This window comes from Pseudoalteromonas sp., assembly GCF_036960685.1.
GTDB lineage: Bacteria > Pseudomonadota > Gammaproteobacteria > Enterobacterales > Alteromonadaceae > Pseudoalteromonas.
This window is the reverse complement of record NZ_JBALXK010000021.1, coordinates 72,959-91,447: the sequence shown is the minus strand read 5'-3', so window position 1 is coordinate 91,447 and position 18,489 is coordinate 72,959. Positions and strand designations below refer to the sequence as shown.

General features: G+C 40.5%; 18 protein-coding genes. 11 read left to right on the top strand and 7 right to left on the bottom strand.

The annotated features are described in order from the left end of the window. Positions 1 to 432: 432 nt before the first annotated feature. The gene (gene pyrE, locus V7783_RS16370; protein ID WP_335679621.1) at positions 433 to 1,077 is read right to left on the bottom strand and encodes an orotate phosphoribosyltransferase; all 645 of its coding nucleotides are present in this window, start codon (positions 1,075 to 1,077) and stop codon (positions 433 to 435) included. A gap of 24 nt (positions 1,078 to 1,101) precedes the next feature. Continuing rightward, the gene (rph, locus tag V7783_RS16365) at positions 1,102 to 1,815 is read right to left on the bottom strand and encodes a ribonuclease PH (protein ID WP_064667926.1); all 714 of its coding nucleotides are present in this window, start codon (positions 1,813 to 1,815) and stop codon (positions 1,102 to 1,104) included. Between the two features lie 178 nt (positions 1,816 to 1,993). Here rph and V7783_RS16360 point away from each other — a divergent pair, with 178 nt between their 5' ends. The 6 genes from V7783_RS16360 to V7783_RS16335 all read left to right on the top strand — a co-directional run bounded on the left by V7783_RS16360 (position 1,994) and on the right by V7783_RS16335 (position 8,411). After that, positions 1,994 to 2,854, top strand: a complete 861-nt coding sequence (locus V7783_RS16360; RefSeq protein ID WP_335679620.1) for a YicC/YloC family endoribonuclease — start codon at positions 1,994 to 1,996, stop codon at positions 2,852 to 2,854. A gap of 112 nt (positions 2,855 to 2,966) precedes the next feature. Beyond that, entirely contained in the window at positions 2,967 to 3,587 is a 621-nt protein-coding gene (gene gmk / locus V7783_RS16355) for a guanylate kinase (protein ID WP_335679619.1), read from the top strand. Positions 3,588 to 3,704: 117 nt separating this feature from the next. Continuing rightward, positions 3,705 to 3,980, top strand: a complete 276-nt coding sequence (gene rpoZ, locus V7783_RS16350) for a DNA-directed RNA polymerase subunit omega (protein ID WP_064667923.1) — start codon at positions 3,705 to 3,707, stop codon at positions 3,978 to 3,980. A 128-nt stretch (positions 3,981 to 4,108) separates the two neighbouring features. After that, complete coding sequence (gene spoT, locus V7783_RS16345; RefSeq protein ID WP_335679618.1) at positions 4,109 to 6,214, top strand: bifunctional GTP diphosphokinase/guanosine-3',5'-bis pyrophosphate 3'-pyrophosphohydrolase; 2,106 nt, start codon at positions 4,109 to 4,111, stop codon at positions 6,212 to 6,214. 12 nt (positions 6,215 to 6,226) lie between these two features. Next, positions 6,227 to 6,619, top strand: a complete 393-nt coding sequence (locus tag V7783_RS16340; protein ID WP_335679617.1) for a RidA family protein — start codon at positions 6,227 to 6,229, stop codon at positions 6,617 to 6,619. Positions 6,620 to 6,806: 187 nt separating this feature from the next. Beyond that, a complete protein-coding gene (locus V7783_RS16335) occupies positions 6,807 to 8,411 on the top strand; it encodes a DUF342 domain-containing protein (RefSeq protein WP_335679616.1) in 1,605 nt (534 codons plus the stop codon). A gap of 52 nt (positions 8,412 to 8,463) precedes the next feature. Here the strand turns inward: V7783_RS16335 and asnA are convergent, their stop codons facing one another. Continuing rightward, a complete protein-coding gene (gene asnA / locus V7783_RS16330; protein WP_335679615.1) occupies positions 8,464 to 9,459 on the bottom strand; it encodes an aspartate--ammonia ligase in 996 nt (331 codons plus the stop codon). A gap of 198 nt (positions 9,460 to 9,657) precedes the next feature. Between asnA and asnC the strand changes: the two genes are divergently transcribed. From asnC to recG, 3 genes are read left to right on the top strand one after another with little or no spacing between them, the layout of a single operon-like run. After that, positions 9,658 to 10,116 (top strand): transcriptional regulator AsnC, encoded by a 459-nt coding sequence (gene asnC / locus V7783_RS16325; protein WP_064667918.1) that lies wholly within the window; start codon positions 9,658 to 9,660, stop codon positions 10,114 to 10,116. Positions 10,117 to 10,170: 54 nt separating this feature from the next. Next, a complete protein-coding gene (gene trmH / locus V7783_RS16320) occupies positions 10,171 to 10,857 on the top strand; it encodes a tRNA (guanosine(18)-2'-O)-methyltransferase TrmH (protein ID WP_064667917.1) in 687 nt (228 codons plus the stop codon). Between the two features lie 60 nt (positions 10,858 to 10,917). After that, complete coding sequence (gene recG / locus V7783_RS16315; protein ID WP_335679614.1) at positions 10,918 to 12,999, top strand: ATP-dependent DNA helicase RecG; 2,082 nt, start codon at positions 10,918 to 10,920, stop codon at positions 12,997 to 12,999. A gap of 50 nt (positions 13,000 to 13,049) precedes the next feature. Here recG and V7783_RS16310 read toward each other — a convergent pair whose 3' ends face one another. Together V7783_RS16310 and V7783_RS16305 are read right to left on the bottom strand one after the other, a co-directional pair. After that, positions 13,050 to 13,967, bottom strand: a complete 918-nt coding sequence (locus tag V7783_RS16310; protein ID WP_335679613.1) for a porin — start codon at positions 13,965 to 13,967, stop codon at positions 13,050 to 13,052. A 158-nt stretch (positions 13,968 to 14,125) separates the two neighbouring features. Next, a complete protein-coding gene (locus V7783_RS16305) occupies positions 14,126 to 15,001 on the bottom strand; it encodes a LysR family transcriptional regulator (protein WP_283710057.1) in 876 nt (291 codons plus the stop codon). Positions 15,002 to 15,092: 91 nt separating this feature from the next. On the opposite strand from V7783_RS16305, the gene V7783_RS16300 reads away from it, so the two are divergent. Together V7783_RS16300 and V7783_RS16295 are read left to right on the top strand one after the other, a co-directional pair. After that, on the top strand, positions 15,093 to 15,467 hold the full coding sequence (locus V7783_RS16300) for a DUF413 domain-containing protein (RefSeq protein ID WP_283710056.1): 375 nt from the start codon (positions 15,093 to 15,095) through the stop codon (positions 15,465 to 15,467). Between the two features lie 90 nt (positions 15,468 to 15,557). Beyond that, on the top strand, positions 15,558 to 16,793 hold the full coding sequence (locus V7783_RS16295; protein WP_335679612.1) for a diguanylate cyclase: 1,236 nt from the start codon (positions 15,558 to 15,560) through the stop codon (positions 16,791 to 16,793). Here V7783_RS16295 and rarD read toward each other — a convergent pair. Continuing rightward, on the bottom strand, positions 16,790 to 17,713 hold the full coding sequence (rarD, locus tag V7783_RS16290) for an EamA family transporter RarD (RefSeq protein ID WP_335679611.1): 924 nt from the start codon (positions 17,711 to 17,713) through the stop codon (positions 16,790 to 16,792). The genes V7783_RS16295 and rarD overlap by 4 nt on opposite strands. Positions 17,714 to 17,765: 52 nt before the next feature. Next, positions 17,766 to 18,221: a thioesterase family protein gene (locus V7783_RS16285; protein WP_335679610.1), complete on the bottom strand. Its 456-nt coding sequence runs from the start codon at positions 18,219 to 18,221 to the stop codon at positions 17,766 to 17,768. Positions 18,222 to 18,489: the final 268 nt, after the last annotated feature.

Sequence of the window (18,489 nt, the reverse complement as noted above, 5' to 3'; positions counted from 1 at the left end):
TTAGAACTCAATCTGTACGAGTGCCCACACAGATGATTGCTTTATATTGTTAAAGAACGTTGCGATTAAAGCGCTTTACTTTACGTCGCTAGGGCTGCGCATATTACGCTTTCCTATTTTTTTGTCAACACTTAATTTTAAACTTTATTAAAAATCTAAACTCAAGTTTTACTCGACTTACTAAGTGACTCTTGCCTCGCTAAGCGTTGCCTGCTCTGCCGTCTCAGTGGGGTCGCATTATAGGGAGATCCAAAAACAGATCAACCCTTTTTTAAAGAAAACTTTAAATAAAGTACTGTTCGTTCAAAAATCAAACCAAACTCTACAAAAGAGATACTTTTTTAACTTCAAAATAACTTTATGCGGTTATAAAACGCAAAAGCCCGATGAAAATCATCGGGCTTTTGTTGGAAAGCTTTAAGTATACTTAGATTAAGCGATACCGTATTGCTCTCGGTAGGCTTTTACAGATGCTAGGTGCTCATTCATAGTACCTTTGCTTTCAAGGTAACTAATTAAATCAGCAAGCTTAACAATTGAAACAACTTTAGTTCCAAAGTCACGCTCCACTTCTTGAATCGCTGAAAGTTCAGCTTTACCTTTCTCTTGACGATCGAGGGCTATTAGTACGCCACTTAAGTCCGCGCCGTTTTGTGCAATGATTTCCATTGATTCACGAATAGCGGTACCGGCGGTGATCACGTCATCAACTAACATGATTTTACCTTTCAGCTCAGAGCCAACTAATGTGCCCCCTTCGCCGTGTGCTTTCTTCTCTTTACGGTTAAAGCAATAAGGCACATCTTTATCGTGATGATCAGCAAGTGCAACTGCAGTCGTTGTTGCAATCGGAATACCTTTATAAGCTGGGCCAAATAAAACATCATAGTCAATCGCGGCATCTTCAAGGGCTGCGGCATAAAAACGACCAAGACGCGCAAGATCACGACCTGTATTAAATAAACCCGCATTAAAGAAGTAAGGGCTAGTACGGCCAGATTTTAAGGTAAACTCACCAAACTTTAGCACCTGCTTTTCAAGTGCAAATTCAATAAACTCGATTTGATAATCTTTCATTACTATATAAACCTATTTTCTTTATTAAGCTAATGCTTGTTTTTGGACGTCAATGATTTCGCGAATCGAATGCTTAGCAAGAGTTAGTAACTCATCTAGTTCATCAAACGAGAATGGTTCCCCCTCTGCAGTACCTTGAATCTCTATGATTTTACCGGTTTCAGTTAGAATCACATTCATATCAGTTTCAGCGTCAGAATCTTCTAAATATTCTAAGTCTGTAATTGCTTGGCCTTTATAGATACCAACTGAAATTGCCGCGATCATAAATTTAAGTGGGTTTGAATTGATCATCCCCTTACTACGCATATGCGTTAACGCATCAACTAAAGCAACACATGCACCACTGATTGATGCTGTACGAGTACCGCCATCAGCTTGAATAACATCGCAATCGATAGTAATGGTATTTTCACCTAACGCTTTTAAGTCAACTGCGGCACGCAGAGCACGTGCAATTAAACGTTGAATTTCCATAGTACGACCGCCTTGCTTTCCACGCGCCGCTTCACGACCATTTCGAGTATGGGTTGAGCGCGGCAACATACCGTACTCAGCTGTGATCCATCCTTTACCTTGGCCTTTCATAAAACGCGGTACACCTGATTCAACAGTTGCTGTACAAAGTACTTTAGTGTTACCAAACTCTACCAACACAGAGCCTTCGGCATGCAAAGTGTAGTTACGGGTAAATGTAACCGGTCTAATTTGGTTAGGTGTTCTTTCGCTTGGACGCATTAACGATCCCCTTAATTCATAATTTTACGTATTATAAGTCGATGTGTACTCAGATGCCATGCTGATTTAAACAAAAGCCAATTGTAAAATTCTCATCAACAAAAATTTCCGCTAGAGCTTAGACGGTGTTACGGTATAATCACGTTAAAATTGTTTAAATAAAACTAGGAAACCATCCATGATCCACAGTATGACTGCTTACGCGCGTCGCGAAATTAAAGGCGATTGGGGCACTGGCACGTGGGAAGTTCGTTCAGTTAACCAACGTTACCTTGAAACCTTTATTCGCGCACCTGAGCAATTTCGTGGCATGGAGCCGGTAATTCGTGAACGTCTGCGTAAACATTTGCAGCGCGGCAAGGTCGAAGTATTTTTAAAGTTTGTCGCAAATCCAGCACACGTTGGTGAGCTTTCTATTAATGAAGCATTAGCAGCACAGCTAATTAATAGTGCTAAGTGGGTACAACAGCAAAGTAATGGTGACATAAACCCTGTTGATATCCTGCGTTGGCCTGGTGTTATGGAAGCCGAAGAGCTTGACATGGATAGCGTAAACACAGCACTTATTGCAGGTTTTGATCAAGTAATTGAAGATTTCAAATCAGCACGTGGTGATGAAGGTGCAAACCTTGAAGAAATGATCGCAATGCGTCTTGATGCTATTTTAGAACAAGTAGCTGTTGTGGAAACTCACATGCCAGAGATTGCCAAATGGCAGCGTGAAAAGCTCAACCAAAAATTAGAAGATTTAAAAACTGATATTGACGAATCTCGCCTAGAGCAAGAACTAATCTACCTTGCACAAAAGCAAGACGTAGCAGAAGAACTTGATCGTTTAAAATCACATGTCAAAGAAACTAAAAAAATCCTTAAAAAAGGTGGCGCATGTGGTCGTCGTTTAGATTTCATGATGCAAGAGTTTAATCGCGAAGCCAACACCCTCGCCTCTAAATCAATCAACAGCGACATCACCAATGCTGCGGTAGAACTTAAAGTATTGATTGAACAAATGCGCGAGCAAATACAGAACATTGAGTAACCACTAATTCGCTCAGCTTGAGCAAAATCACTTAAATAAAGTACAATATGAATATTAAAGGCTTGAGTTACTCGTAACTCAAGCCTATTTATTTTTAGTAGAGAACAAATTCATGACGCAAACTCGCGGAAACTTATTTATATTATCAGCGCCTTCTGGTGCAGGTAAATCAAGCCTAATTAATGCTTTATTAGCAAAGCACAGTGATATGAAAGTATCTGTTTCGCACACTACTCGCGCACCTCGTCCAGGTGAAGAAAACGCGGTGCATTATCATTTTGTTTCGGTTGATGAGTTTAAAGCTCTCATTGAGAAAGATGATTTTTTTGAGTGGGCGCAAGTTTTTGATAACTACTACGGCACCTCAAAACAAGCAATTGAGCAGCAACTTGCAGCGGGTATCGATGTATTTTTAGATATTGATTGGCAAGGTGCGCGCCAAGTTCGTGACTTGGTCGCTGATGTGGAAACTATTTTTATTCTGCCACCTTCAAAAGTAGAACTTGAGTCACGTTTAAATAATCGTGGTCAAGATTCGCAAGCAATCATTGCAGGTAGAATGGCACAAGCCCAATCAGAAACGTCACATTTCAACGAGTATGATTATGTAGTGGTTAACGATGATTTTGCCACTGCACTTAATGAAATCGAAACTATTGTGCTCGCCAAGCGTTTATCACTACAAAGCCAAGCCATTCGTCATCAACAATTGCTAACTGAGCTGCTTAAATAATCGTTATTTTTATTAAGCGCGTATTTTATTTGTTTAAATTAACCACAAGCTATTGGCGAATCTGACTGTGTGCAGTAAACTACGTCTTTGCTTAAAAATTTATTTGGAGTGCTGAAGATGGCTCGCGTAACTGTTGAAGATGCAGTAGATGCAATTGGTAATCGTTTTGACTTAATTTTAGTTGCGGCTCGTCGTGCCCGCCAAATTGCTGTTGGTGGTAAAAAACCATTAGTTGACCCTGAAAACGATAAACCAACAGTTGTTGCTTTACGTGAAATTGAACTTGGTTTAGTTGATAGCTCATCAATGGATCTTATTGATCGTGAAGAACAACAACACCAAGAAGCAGCTGAAATGGCTGCAGTTGCAGCAATTGTAGGCGGCAACCAATAATCTGACTTCCTTGTCTGATTTAGCCAACGGGGTAGTATTTCTACGCTAGCCGTTGGCAATCCCTTCTTTTCATCGTATATTCTTAACATACCGTTATCTATTTGCTTCACGAGAACATTGGAGTGTGAATGTATCTTTTTGAAGGTCTAAAAAAGAAAATCTCAGAATACTTACCTGCTGCTGATGTAGAGCTGGTACAAAAAGCGTACGTGGTAGCCCGAGAGGCCCATGAAGGTCAAACTCGCTCAAGCGGCGAGCCTTACATTACTCACCCTGTTGAAGTAAGCCAAATTTTAGCTGGCATGCACTTAGATCATGAAACGTTAATGGCTGCATTAATGCATGACGTGATCGAGGACACTGACTTTAGCCAACAAGATTTAGCCGAAATATTTGGCGATACTGTTGCCGAGTTAGTTGAAGGTGTTAGCAAACTCGATAAACTTAGCTTTAAAGATAAAAAAGAATTCCAAGCTGAAAACTATCGAAAAATGATTATGGCAATGACCCAAGACATTCGGGTTATTTTAATTAAGCTTGCCGATCGTACACACAATATGCGCACGCTAGGTGCACTACGCCCTGATAAACGCCGCCGTATTGCACGTGAAACATTAGAGATTTATGCACCCATTGCTAATCGCTTAGGTATTCACGATATCAAGAATGAATTAGAGGATTTAGGCTTTCAAGCGCTCTATCCTATGCGTCATCGCGCTTTAAAATCAGAAGTAGCTAAAGCACGCGGTAATCGTAAAGAAGTCATTTCTAATATTCAAACAGAAATAGCCGCTCGACTTGAAGAGGCTGGCATTAAAGCCACCGTTTCAGGGCGTGAAAAACACTTATATAGCATCTACAAAAAAATGCTGAATAAAGAGTTACTGTTTAATGAAGTGATGGATATTTACGCTTTTAGGATTGCCGTTGAATCAATGGACACCTGTTATCGCGTATTAGGCGTTGCACATAACTTATATAAGCCTATTGAAACACGCTTTAAAGATTATATCGCAGTGCCAAAAACTAATGGCTATCAATCGTTACATACCTCATTGGTTGGCCCACATGGTATTCCGGTGGAGATCCAAATTCGTACTCACGATATGGATCACATGGCAGATAAAGGGGTGGCTGCACATTGGATGTATAAAAAATCAGGTGATAGCGCAGGCCATACAGCACAGCAACGTGCACGCCAATGGATGCAAAGTTTACTTGAGCTACAGCAAAGCGCCGGCTCGTCCTTTGAGTTTGTTGAAAACGTTAAAACAGAACTATTCCCTGAAGAGATTTATGTGTTTACCCCAGATGGTCGCATAGTCGAGTTACCAATGGGTGCAACCGCTGTTGATTTTGCTTATGCCGTACATACCGATGTGGGGAATACCTGTGTGGGTGCTCGCGTTAACCGCAAGCCTCATCCACTTAGTAAAGCACTCGATACTGGGCAAACCGTTGAAGTTATTACTAGCTCTGGCGCGCATCCAAATGCAACCTGGTTGAACTTTATTGTCACCGGTAAAGCGCGTTTAGGCATTCGTAACTATCTGAAAAGTCAGCATCATGAAGAGGCTTTATTGCTTGGCCGTCGATTACTCGATTCAGCCTTAGGCGAGACTAAGTTTGATGACTTACCTGCAGAAAATATCAATCGCGTACTTGAAGAGCATGAGCTTAATACTGTACTAGAATTATTGGTTGAAATTGGCTGCGGTAATTTAATGAGTATGTTGATCGCACGCCGCCTATTACAAAGTGACAATGATGATTTAGGCGATATGACTAAAAATGCTAAAGCGACCATTATTGGTACTGAAGGCATGTTAGTTAATTACTCTAAATGTTGTAGACCCGTGCCAGGGGATGCTATTACAGCGCATATCAGCCAAGGTAAGGGTATAACTGTTCACCGCCAAGAATGTAAAAATATTCGCGGCTGGGAAACTGAACGATCTAAATACCTAGTGGTGAAGTGGGATGATAACCCTGAAAAAGAATATATTGCAGCACTGCGAGTGGAAATTATTAACCACCAAGGTGCATTGGCAAAATTAACCAATGTAGTGGCAACAACCCAGGCAAACATCGTGGAAATTGCCACTGATGAAAAAGAAAGTAATTTATACGTGATAGATTTAGGGATCACCGTTAAAAACCGTGTCCATGTTGCTAATATCATGCGCCGCATTCGCGTTATGCCTGATGTGCAAAAAGTCTATCGCAAAAAATAACATAGGAAAATCATGAATAAAGCATTTATTTCTACCGATCAAGCACCCGCTGCAATCGGTACTTACAGCCAAGCAGTTAAAGTTGGTACAGCCGTTTATTTATCTGGTCAAATCCCTTTAGTACCGGCAACGATGGAAGTGATCTCTGAAGATTTCTCAGAACAAACACATCAAGTATTTAAAAATATCAGCGCGGTATGTAAAGAAGCCGGTGGTAGCATTCAAGATTTAGTAAAAGTTAATATTTATTTAACTGACTTATCTAATTTTGCCACTGTAAATGAAGTAATGAGCCAATATTTCAAAGCACCTTACCCTGCCCGTGCAGCAATTGGTGTTCGTGCACTACCAAAAAACGTGCAAGTTGAAATTGATGGAATTATGGAATTACCTTCAACAAATTAAGTTCATTATACCCAAATCACATATTATGGTGATTTGGGTATTACGCCACATCTAAGAATAAAGAACTAGCTACACTAACCTATTCTAGTCTCACCTTCGATTTTCTTGACACCTATTGAAATCTCTAGCACTCTATCATTATATAATTATAAAAACCTTTAACTTAAATGTTGTAAAAGGATAGTCCGTGTTTAAGCTTGCTCATAACGGTAATGTATTACTCGATGTTATAGAACATTCACCACCCAGTGCCGCCTTTATTATTGAAGCGCTGGAAAAATCGACATTCTGTGAATGTCGGATAGATCATGACGCCATAAACGCTTTCTTTAAAGAACCCAATAGTGAACGTAGTTTAGTTGTAGCAAGTAAGCATGATGCCACCCTAATAGTGACTATCAGTGATGATAAAATGTTAGCCACTGGTGAGCTTACAACTGCACAAGGTGGTAAAGTTTTAGCCCTTGATCAAGCTAAACAACAGCTGATCAAAGCAGGTGTTGCCAGAGGATACAAACAGGCTTTTTTAGAACAGCTTTTACAGCAACAATTTGAATTACCAGCCGGCACAACCGCTAAAGGCATACTCGCGAAAGGTCGCTTGCCTGAAGACGGAAAATCATCAAAATTACTCCCTCAAGTACAAACGTTAAAAGAACGCTTAAAAACTCCGAAACTACGCGAAGACGGCACTGTTGATATGCGCGATTTTGGCAAATTAGCCAGTGTTGAACCAGGTGCGTTATTAGTTAGACAACAGCCTGCAACCCCAGGTAAAGAAGGCTTCACTGTCAAAGGTGATGTATTGCCAGCTAAAGCAGGAGAGAGCAATCCATTAGTCGCTGGTGATGGCAGTGAAATATCTAAAACGAATCCACTAGAACTAATCTCAACCATTGCTGGCGTGCCAGTAGAAATTCAAAATGGTATGCGCGTTGATGATATTTTTACTATTGCCGATGTAACAGTTAAAAGTGGCCACATTAATTTTGATGGCAGTGTGATTGTCACTCATAACATTGAGCCAGGCATGAAAGTTACCGCCAAAGGCGATATAACTGTTATGGGCACGGTTGAATCCGGTGAGTTAACAGCTCAAGGCGATATTACCATTAAACAAGGAGCTATCGGCCACCAACAAGATGATAAAACACTTTCATGTAAAATTATTAGTAACGGAAATATTCATCTATCCCACGCCCAATATAGCTACTTAGCAGGTAATAATATTTTTATTGAGCGCCAAGCAAGCCATTGTGCAATGAAAGCGACCCAGCTATTACAAATTGGTCAAGCAGACAATCCGCAAGGTAAGTTATTTGGTGGTGAAATCCTCGATGCGGGGATGATCATTGCGGGTGAAATTGGCAATGAGTCTGGTGCAAAAATGCTTATCAATATGGCAGCATCAGGGCAAGCTATAACTGCTGAAACAGATGAGTGCCTAAAAGAGCTTGCTAAAACGGATAGCCAGCTTGATACGTTGCAAGCCACCATCGAAAAAGCAGATTTACTCAAAGATGCTGAAAAGAAAAAGCTACTGCTAGCAAAAATAGGCGCCACTCAAACTCATTACTGCCAACAAGCTGAGCAATTAGAAAAACGCTTATCAAATCTGGAACAGCACTTATATGGGCTACTCAATAATGCTAATTTAGCGGTCAATAAGACCTTACACTCTGGGGTCGAGATCCATATTTTTGATAAAGTATTAAAAACCAATCGTAGCTACCCTCCTTGTAATGTAAAACTGCAAGAAGGAAAAATAGAGATTGAATTTAAAACCAGTTGATCACAAACAGTTAGAGACTAACCTTGGTTAGTCTCTAGTTGCTTAGCGCTACTTACAAAATACCCGCGATGCTTTGTTTTAAATCTGCCGGCCACACGCCTACTTGCACTTGCCCGATGTGCGACTTTTGCAATAACAACATAGCCAAACGTGATTGACCAATGCCACCGCCGATTGTTTGCGGTAACTCTTTGGCGAGCAACTGCTTATGCCAATCAAATTCTAAACGTCCTTGATCACCAGTGATTGCAAGCTGAGCAACTAATGCATCTGGCGATACACGGATCCCCATAGAAGAGATTTCAAATGCATCTTCAAGCACTGGATTCCATAATAAAATATCGCCATTTAAACCACTGTACTGCTCACAGGTTTGGGTTGACCAATCGTCATAATCTGGCGCGCGTACATCATGAATTTTGCCGTCTGCCAATGCGCCACCAATACCAATTAAAAACACCGCGCCGTATTCCTGAGTAATGGCTTTTTCGCGCTGCTTGGCAGTAAAGTCAGGATACATTTGACGTAATTGCTCACTGTGTACGAAGGTAATTTCAGCGGGTAAAAAAGGGCTGATAGCAAATTCATCAGCAACAAATTGCTCAGTTGCTTTTAAGCTTTTATACAATGCACGAACGGTTTCTTTTAACTTATCCAAAGATCGCTCAGTACTGGCACAAATGACTTTCTCCCAATCCCACTGATCAACATACACTGAGTGTATCGGGCTTAATGACTCTTCATCTGGGCGCAATGCTTTCATATGTGTATATAAACCTTCGCCAATTGCAAAGCCGTGATCAGCCAATGTTTTTCGCTTCCATTTCGCCAACGAGTGAACTACTTCAAATTGGCTCCCAGGAATGGTTTTAACATTTACCGCAACCGCATTTTCAGTGCCACTAAGGTTATCTTGAATACCATCGCCGACTTTAGCCAAAATAGGCGCTTGTACTTCGATTAACCCTAATTGCTGCTCTAATTGCTGTGAAAAATATTGTTTCACTTTACTAATTTGCTGCTGTTGCTGCATAAATTGTGAACTCATAATAATTGGCCTCATTCCCAGTTATTGTTACTTGCTAAAAGTGCATAGTTGCGCTGCAGCAACCATGTCGTTAAAGCAATCCTCAAGCATTTAGCAATTTAATTCAATAACCAACAACAAAAAGAGCTTTAATATATTAATTTGATTAATTTAATGGTATAAAAAATAAAGATTCAATAATTAAAGCGCTTTATTTATATGGAAAATTATCAAATCGATAATCTCGATAAACAGATCCTTCACGCTTTAATGGATAATGCCCGTATTGCCTATGCAGAATTAGCCAAACGTTTCGCTGTTAGTGCAGGCACTATTCATGTTCGCGTTGAGAAAATGAAACAAGCAGGGATCATCACCGGTACCCAAGTAAGCATTAATGCTAAGCAACTTGGCTATGACGTGTGCTGTTTTATTGGCATAAACCTTAATAATGCCCGTGACTACCCACAAACATTATTGCATTTGAAGGAGCTTGAAGAGGTTGTAGAGGCTTATTACACAACCGGTAACTACAGTATTTTTATTAAGGTAATGACGCGTTCAATTGATCATTTACAAGATGTGCTGATCAATAAAATTCAAGCAATTGAAGCAATACAATCAACCGAAACGCTAATATCACTGCAAAACCCTATTAGCCGCTCAGTAATGCCTTAAGGGGCTATTTCCCGTATAATATCGGCAATTTTATCAGTTCAGACAAGGCTAAAAATGGAAACCACTCGCTATCATCGTATAAAACACATACTCGATCGCCGTCAAACCGATTTAACCGTGTGCTTAGAAGATGTGCATAAACACCATAACTTGTCTGCTATTGTCCGTAGTGCAGATGCAGTGGGTTGCCATCATGTGCATGCGGTATGGCCAGAAAATCAAAAGTGGCTAACCAATAACACCTCCGGCGGCAGTAAAAACTGGATAGCCACGCATCTACATAAAGATATTGATAGTGCGGTGGCAATGATGCGTCAGCACAATCCTAAAGTACAAGTGCTTGCCACTAACTTAAGCCCTGATGCTGTTGACTATCGCGAGATTGATTACACGCTACCTACAGCGATTATTGTCGGCCAAGAAAAAACCGGTATCTCAGCGCAAGCACTCGCCCACGCGGATAAAAATATCATTATTCCGATGCAAGGCATGGCGCAGTCACTTAATGTGTCTGTAGCAGCGGCATTAATTTTATTTGAAGCACAAAACCAGCGCCTTAAAGCAGGTTTATACCAACGAACTATGCTTGACGAAACAATAAAGCATAAGATGTTATTTGAAGGCTGCCACCCGATCATTGCGCAAAAGTGTAAAGAAAAATCATTGCCTTACCCAATACTTGATGACAATGGTGAGATCATTGCGGATGAAGCATTTTGGCAGCGGTTAAAACATGCTTGATGACTAAAGCGTTCACACGTAAACTAAAAACCATCTAAAAATGAATGATTTGAGCCTATTTTGTCAAAGCCAACTTTAAGCCGCTACCCAATCACTGATCTCAAAGGCGTTGGCCCAAAAATGGCTGAGCGCCTTAAAAAGCTGGGGATCAGCACAGTACAAGATATGCTCTTTCATTTACCGCTGCGTTATGAAGATCGCACCCGAGTTTATAATATCTGTGATTTAGCGGTGCATAGCCATGTGACGATTGAAGCAAGCATAGAAACCAGTCAGATCACTTTTGGTAAGCGGCGTATGCTGGTGTGTCAGGTAAACGATGGTACTGGCAGGCTAACATTGCGGTTTTTTAACTTCAGCGCAGCACAAAAAAATGCCATGAGTACTGGTAAGGTGATTCGCTGTTTTGGTGAAATACGCCGTGGCAGAGTGGGCTTTGAAATGACTCACCCAGAATACAGCCTTAGCGATACACCAAGCGAACAACCAACAGCAACTACGCTAACCCCAGTTTACCCAACAACTGAAGGTTTAAAGCAACTCTCTATTCGGGCTTTAAGTGATCAAGCAATTGAATTACTGAATAAATATCACGTTGAAGAGCTGTTACCTAAGCAGTTTCAACATGGCAATATTAACTTAACAGACGCGCTCTTATTATTGCATCGCCCAGCGAATGACGTCGATTTAATAGCCCTTGAGCAAGGCTTGCATCCGGCGCAGCAACGGCTGGTATTTGAAGAATTGCTAGCGCAAAACCTCAGCCTATTAAAATTACGCCAACAAGGGCAACAAGTAAAAGCCGTGGCGCTAAATCCAATAAACCAATTAGAAAGTAAGTTTTTAGCACAACTGCCTTTTGCTCCCACCAATGCGCAAAGTAAAGTGGTTGCCGAAATTAAAGCTGATTTACAACACCCCTATCCGATGATGCGCTTAGTCCAGGGGGATGTAGGCTCAGGTAAAACATTAGTTGCCGCTTTGAGTGCCCTAACGGCTATCGCACAAGGCTATCAAGTCGCGTTAATGGCCCCCACAGAGATTTTATCTGAGCAGCACGGCATTACCTTCGAAAATTGGTTTCAGGCTTTAGGTATCACTACAGCTTGGCTAGGCGGCAAAACCAAAGGGAAAGAGCGCAGCGCAACACTTGAGAAAATAGCCTCTGGTGAAGCGCAAATGATTGTTGGCACCCATGCATTATTTCAAGAGCAAGTGGTGTTTAACAACTTAGTATTGGTCATCATCGATGAGCAACACCGTTTTGGCGTCCACCAGCGCTTATCGCTACGAGAAAAAGGCCGTTTTGGTGATTGCTATCCACATCAACTGGTGATGACAGCCACACCCATTCCACGCACACTGGCGATGACCGCTTATGCCGATTTAGAAACCTCCGTGATTGATGAGTTGCCACCCGGACGTACCCCAATTAAAACCATTGCACTACCTGATACCCGTCGTGATGAAATTATTGCGCGCGTAAAAACAGCCTGTACCGAGCAAGGCCGCCAAGTTTATTGGGTATGCACCTTAATTGATGAATCGGAAGCATTACAATGTCAAGCAGCAGAAGATAGCGCACTGCAGTTAACTCATGCACTGCCTGAGTTAACTGTAGGGCTAGTTCATGGCCGGATGAAAGCAGCTGAAAAGCAAGCCATTATGAGTGAATTCAAAGCTGGGAACATTCATATATTAGTCGCGACGACAGTCATTGAAGTCGGTGTAGATGTGCCGAATGCCAGTTTGATCATCATTGAGAATCCTGAACGGCTTGGCCTTGCGCAATTACATCAGTTACGTGGCCGAGTTGGCCGCGGTACAATCGCATCCCATTGTGTGCTTTTATACCACGCCCCCTTGTCTCATACGGCACAAAAACGTTTAGCTGTGCTAAGAGATAGCAATGACGGTTTTGTAATTGCTGAACGCGATTTAGAAATTCGTGGTCCAGGTGAAGTGCTCGGCACTAAACAAACAGGTTTAGCGGAATTTAAAATTGCTGACTTAACCAGAGATAAGCACACACTCAACTTAGTCAGACCTATCGCACTACAAATGCTCCGCCAGTATCCTGAACAAGTAGAACAACTTATCAATCGCTGGCTTGCGGGTAAATCAGTGTATGCACAAGCTTAATAGTAAACAGCCTTACTGTAAGAAGTAAGGCTTTTTCAATAGTCTCAAGACTAAAACTTGTATTCCATGCCAACACCTAAGTAATCTTGATCAACATTGCTGTCCATATCAAAATTAGTATAGAAGGCAAATAACGTGGTGTTTTTGCTCAATGAGTGATCAACACCAGCAGAGATAGCAGACTTTTTATCACCCGCATCAAAATCCATTACTTGGTATTGCACTTTAAATGTATTGCTATCAAGGGTGTAAGCCGCATTAACTAAATAACCATCGGCATCACCGCTACCATCCACTTTTTCTTGGCTTTGGTACATTGCACCTAGTTTAAAATCAGCTACTTTGCCTTGCACGGTAGCGCGTACAACATCATAACCATTAACTTCACTGTCGGCAGCAACTGATGCATAAACGTTGCTTTTCTTCAGTCCAGCATCGCCATAAGTAAGTGCTAATGAATAACCGCTATCGCCTTCGCTGTCTTTTTCAGCAATGTAAGTTGCAAGCACTTTAAAGCCACTTAAATCCTTTGATGAATAAGTTAGCGTATCACTCAGGCGGTTTTCACCTTTAAATAAATTTTTGATATCACCTTCAAGGTTATCAAATAAATCTAACTTCCCTTGTGATTGCTTCAAAGCGGTATCATTACGGCCAATCACAAGTTGACCAAACCCACCTTTTAAACCAACGTATTGATTACGTGACGTAATCGTGTCTTTTGAATCATCAGAAACATTAACTTGAAATTCGAACTTATAAATAGCTTCTAAGCCAGCACTGATGTTTTCAGAACCTTTAAAACCAATTCGCGATGCATTACTTTTAATTTCGCTGAATGACCCTTCACCATCATCCGAAGATTGCACAGAGACATTTGCTTTACCATACACATCAACATCAGCAAATGCAGGACACGATAAACCACTTAACACAGCTAGTAATAAGGTCGACTTTGCAAATTTCATATTATTTCCTCAATAAACGCAACAGACTAATTTTTAATTCGCCGCATTTTGCCTGCGGTAAATGACATAAATATTACAACTGAAATATTTTTGTCTTATATTATTCATAAAAAGGCATAAAAAAGACATCAAATAAACATAAAAATGTCATATATAGCTTACTTAGCGCTAAATTCACTGCTTATTGTGGGTGTTAATTCCAGCAATAAATTAACCAACGTCTCAAGCAAGGGTTTTTGTTCATTATCTCTGTGATAAGCGACAAAAATATCCCGGGACGTATGTTCCACATCAGGTACCCGATGTAGCTCTCCTTTATCTAGATGGCTTTTAGCTAAAACTTCAGGAATAAATGCACTACCTCCACATTGTAGTATCAAATCTAATGCAATGCGCCCTGTGCTGGTACGAAAATAAGGGGGTGTCCGCCCAGTAAATTGTCGCGCATGCCAAAGGGAGAAGGTAGTTCCCCAGTCAACATAGACATATTGATTATCAAAAAAGTTTTCATTTGCTGCACCTTCAAATGCACTAATTGGAATAATCGGCAGTGTACATATGCGCTCGACAACTAACTCATCAACTTTAGGCGGATCAAATAAAATGGCGAGATCTAAAGTACGCTCTAATAATAACCGTGTACTTTCTTGCTGCGCTTTAACTTCTGCAACCAACGATACGCCAGGCATAGCTGACACAATATTAGTAATACCAAATTGTAAAAAGGCATCCCAAATATTAGGAGTACCTGCTAAACTCACTTGCTTATGCATATTATCAGCGAGTGCTACATCGACTTTAGCCCGTTGCATACCGGTTATAATCATTTGCGCATGGGGTAACAAGCGCTCACCAGGGGCGGTCAATTGAATATTATTGCGTTGGCGGATAAATAAATTAACACCTAACCCTTGTTCTAATTGACGAATACGAAAACTCACCGCAGACTGTGTAATATAAAGGTTTTCAGCTGCTTTACCGAAGTGACGAGTTCGCACCACCTCGACAAAGGTTTTTAATAAATCTATATCCAATTATTTATCCTCACGATAAAAATTTTTTGTTTAATAAATTGCGCAACTTGATCCATACTCCAGCCAGTAAATAGGGCATGAGGAAACAGCCATGAGCAATGATATTTCACTACTTCGCCAAGCATTTGTAAGCCAACGTCAGTTTTATGATGACCAAAATTTTCCACGCGGATTCGGTCGCAGTGGTAACTTCACCTTACTAGAAGCCAGTATTCTTGAGCAACACGGCGTGGTACTCAAAGGGTTATACAACAAAACCCTTGAACCACAAAACGAAATTCAAGCACAATTTCTTGCTGTTGTTTCAGGTAGTCAAGAGCCAACTAACGCAATTGAGCGAACTTGGATAAAATACCTCAAGCTAACGACCTGTAAAACTAAATTTCATACGTTATTTGGGCGCTCTCGGATCTCAAGTCCAACGCCACAGAGTCAAGACTACTATTCGGAGTCAGATAGCCTATAAAAGTAATGGTGCTATTTGCTTTTTCGTGTTTTAACAGTTACAACTTGTATAAGCAATACTATTTGGTCCGGCCAAAAAACAAGGTGTTACGTGACACGGAAAATACTCATCATTGAAGATACGCCAACTATAGCGCGAGTGCAAAAACACATTGCAATTAAAGTTGGCTATGATGCCGATATAGCAGACTCATTAGCGCAAGCGAAAGAGTTGATCAGTAAAAATCGCTATTTTTGCGCTGTTGTAGATTTTATTTTGCCTGATGCTCCGCAAGGTGAAGCAGTTCCCTGCACTATTGCAGCTGAAATCCCCACGATTGTAATGACTGGCAACATCGATTTAAAAACCCGTAATACTGTTGAAAAATACCCTATCATTGATTACATCACTAAAGAGAATAAACAAGCTTATCTATATTTAGAAAAACAATTGCAACGCCTACCTCGCAACGAAAATGTTAAAGTATTGGTGGTTGATGACTCAGTTGCTACTCGACGCCATATTTGTAACTTACTTAAACGCCATAAATATCAAATTTTAGAAGCCAACGATGGTGTTGAAGCACTCGCCATGCTTGAACACACCCCCGATATAGCGGTGATCATTACCGATAACGAAATGCCCAACATGAATGGTGATGAGTTATGTAGTGAGATCCGCCGTTTATACAGCAATGATGAAAAAGCCATCATTGGCATTTCCGGTTCTGATACATCTCACCTTTCAGCACGCTTTTTAAAAAATGGCGCCAACGATTATTTACGTAGACCGTTTAACAATGAAGAGTTTTACTGTCGTTTGAGCCAAAACGTTGACATGTTAGAGCAAATTACCACCATTCGCTTGCAAGCCAATACTGACTATTTGACTAAATTACCTAATCGCCGTTACTTCTTTGAAGAAACCGCAAAATCGTTAAAACAACTGAAGAAACAAGAATTAACACCTTCTTTAGCAATGTTTGATATTGACCACTTTAAATCAATCAACGATACCTACGGCCATGATGCCGGCGATGAAGTACTCAAGGGACTGGCTATCTGCTTTGCTAAATATTTTAAAAAGCACTTAGCAGCTCGTTTAGGCGGTGAAGAATTTGCAGTTTATTTTAGTGATACTGATAAAAATGAAGTAGTAAAACGCCTAGAGGGTTTTCGTCATTTCATTGAGCTCAATAGCCCTGAATTTAGTCAACAGAAAATTAAATTCACGTTATCTATTGGTTACGTACACCAACCTGTTTATCAAATTGATGAATTATTAAAACAGGCTGATATTAAGCTTTATGAGGCTAAAGAAACTGGCCGTAATAAAGTCAGTGCTTAAACAGGCTTAGTTACTGGTGGGATATTTTCACGCTTGCGCTTTTGTGATTGCCGATACGAATCACAACTAAAAATTGCCAAAGCACTCCAAATACAGGCAAATGTTACTATACGTTCACCGCTGAATACTTCACCATAAAACACCACCGCTAAAATAAACATTAAGCTTGGCCCAATGTACTGAAAAAATCCTAAGGTAGTATATTGCAATCGCTTAGCGGCGCCTATAAAGCACAACAAAGGTAACGTCGTAATAACGCCCGCGCTGATCAATAACACATTGGTATACCAATCATTCGCAGAAAAATCGGAGCTTGCTGTAGGCACCATTAACCACCAATAAACTAAAGCAACTGGCAATAATATTAACGCTTCGAGTAACAACCCTGGCAATGATTCAATGGGCAATTTTTTACGTAGTAAGCCGTAGATTGCAAATGAGCTTGCTAATGACAAGGCAACAACCGGGAAAGAACCAAAGCTAATCACTTGGATCAGTACGCCACACAATGCCAACGCAACAGCAAACGCCTGCCATTTACGAAGCTTCTCTCCTAAAAATAACATGCCGAGCAAAACATTTAATAAAGGATTAATGTAATAACCTAAGCTCGCATCAAGCATATGATCATTATTTACCGCCCAAATAAACAATCCCCAATTAAACCCCAGTAATGTGGCTGTAATTACCAACATGGCAATTAACTTAGGTTGCTTGAAAATATATTGGACTTTATGCCGCTGCTGCAACACAGCAACTATGATAGCGATAAATAATACTGACCATACAACTCGGTGCATCAGTATTTCAAACGCAGAAATATGTTGTAGTAATTTAAAGTATATAGGCGCTAAGCCCCACATAAAAAAAGCCATACAGGCTAAGATAACGCCTTTACGCTGTTCAGGATTAGTTGGCATAAATAAGTTCTAAACGTGTAAAAGGCGGCTAGTTTACTCTTCGAGTACAGTTTTATCCAACTAAATAAGTCCCTGTACCAAATGCTATTTGCACACTTTGTTCATTATGCAGCTCCATTCTACAGACACACACCTTGTTACCTGAACGAATAAGTTTTGCACTCGCAGTAAATTCGCTACCTTTACCTGGTCGCAAATAATCAGTTCGTAAGTCGATGGTACCTAAAGTAGCCAACTTTTTTTGCACACTTGGCAGATCAAGCTCAGTGAGTTTATCTATCATTGCAGCTGCAGCAAGCATACCGCCAACATTATCTAGCACCGCTGAGATCACCCCACCATGAAGAATCTTTTGCGCCGGATTACCTATAAATACATCCTGCCAGGGGAAACTTATTTGCGCTTGCTCTGCATCTAAAAATTTTACTTTAATTTGTAAAAACCGATTAAACGGCATTTGTTCAACAAATACTTTTGCAACTTGATCAATTAAAATAGCTTTATTCATTATTATTAACCGCTTTTTATACCCAAACCACCTCAAAATACACGTTTCAGTTGGAATTAAAAGTGATTTAGGCAAGGCATTGATTGCAGGTAATAGTGGTTCTATTGTTAAAATCAATAACACAGTATAAATCGCTTTTAAACCAACTCCTTGGGCGTTTCACAGGCACTTACTCTCATCGTTGTTACTTCTTAAAAGGGAGTGCCATTCTTGCAAAGTAACGCCTTGATATTAAGCACCTGTGAAACGCTGAATTCTGCATCTTGAG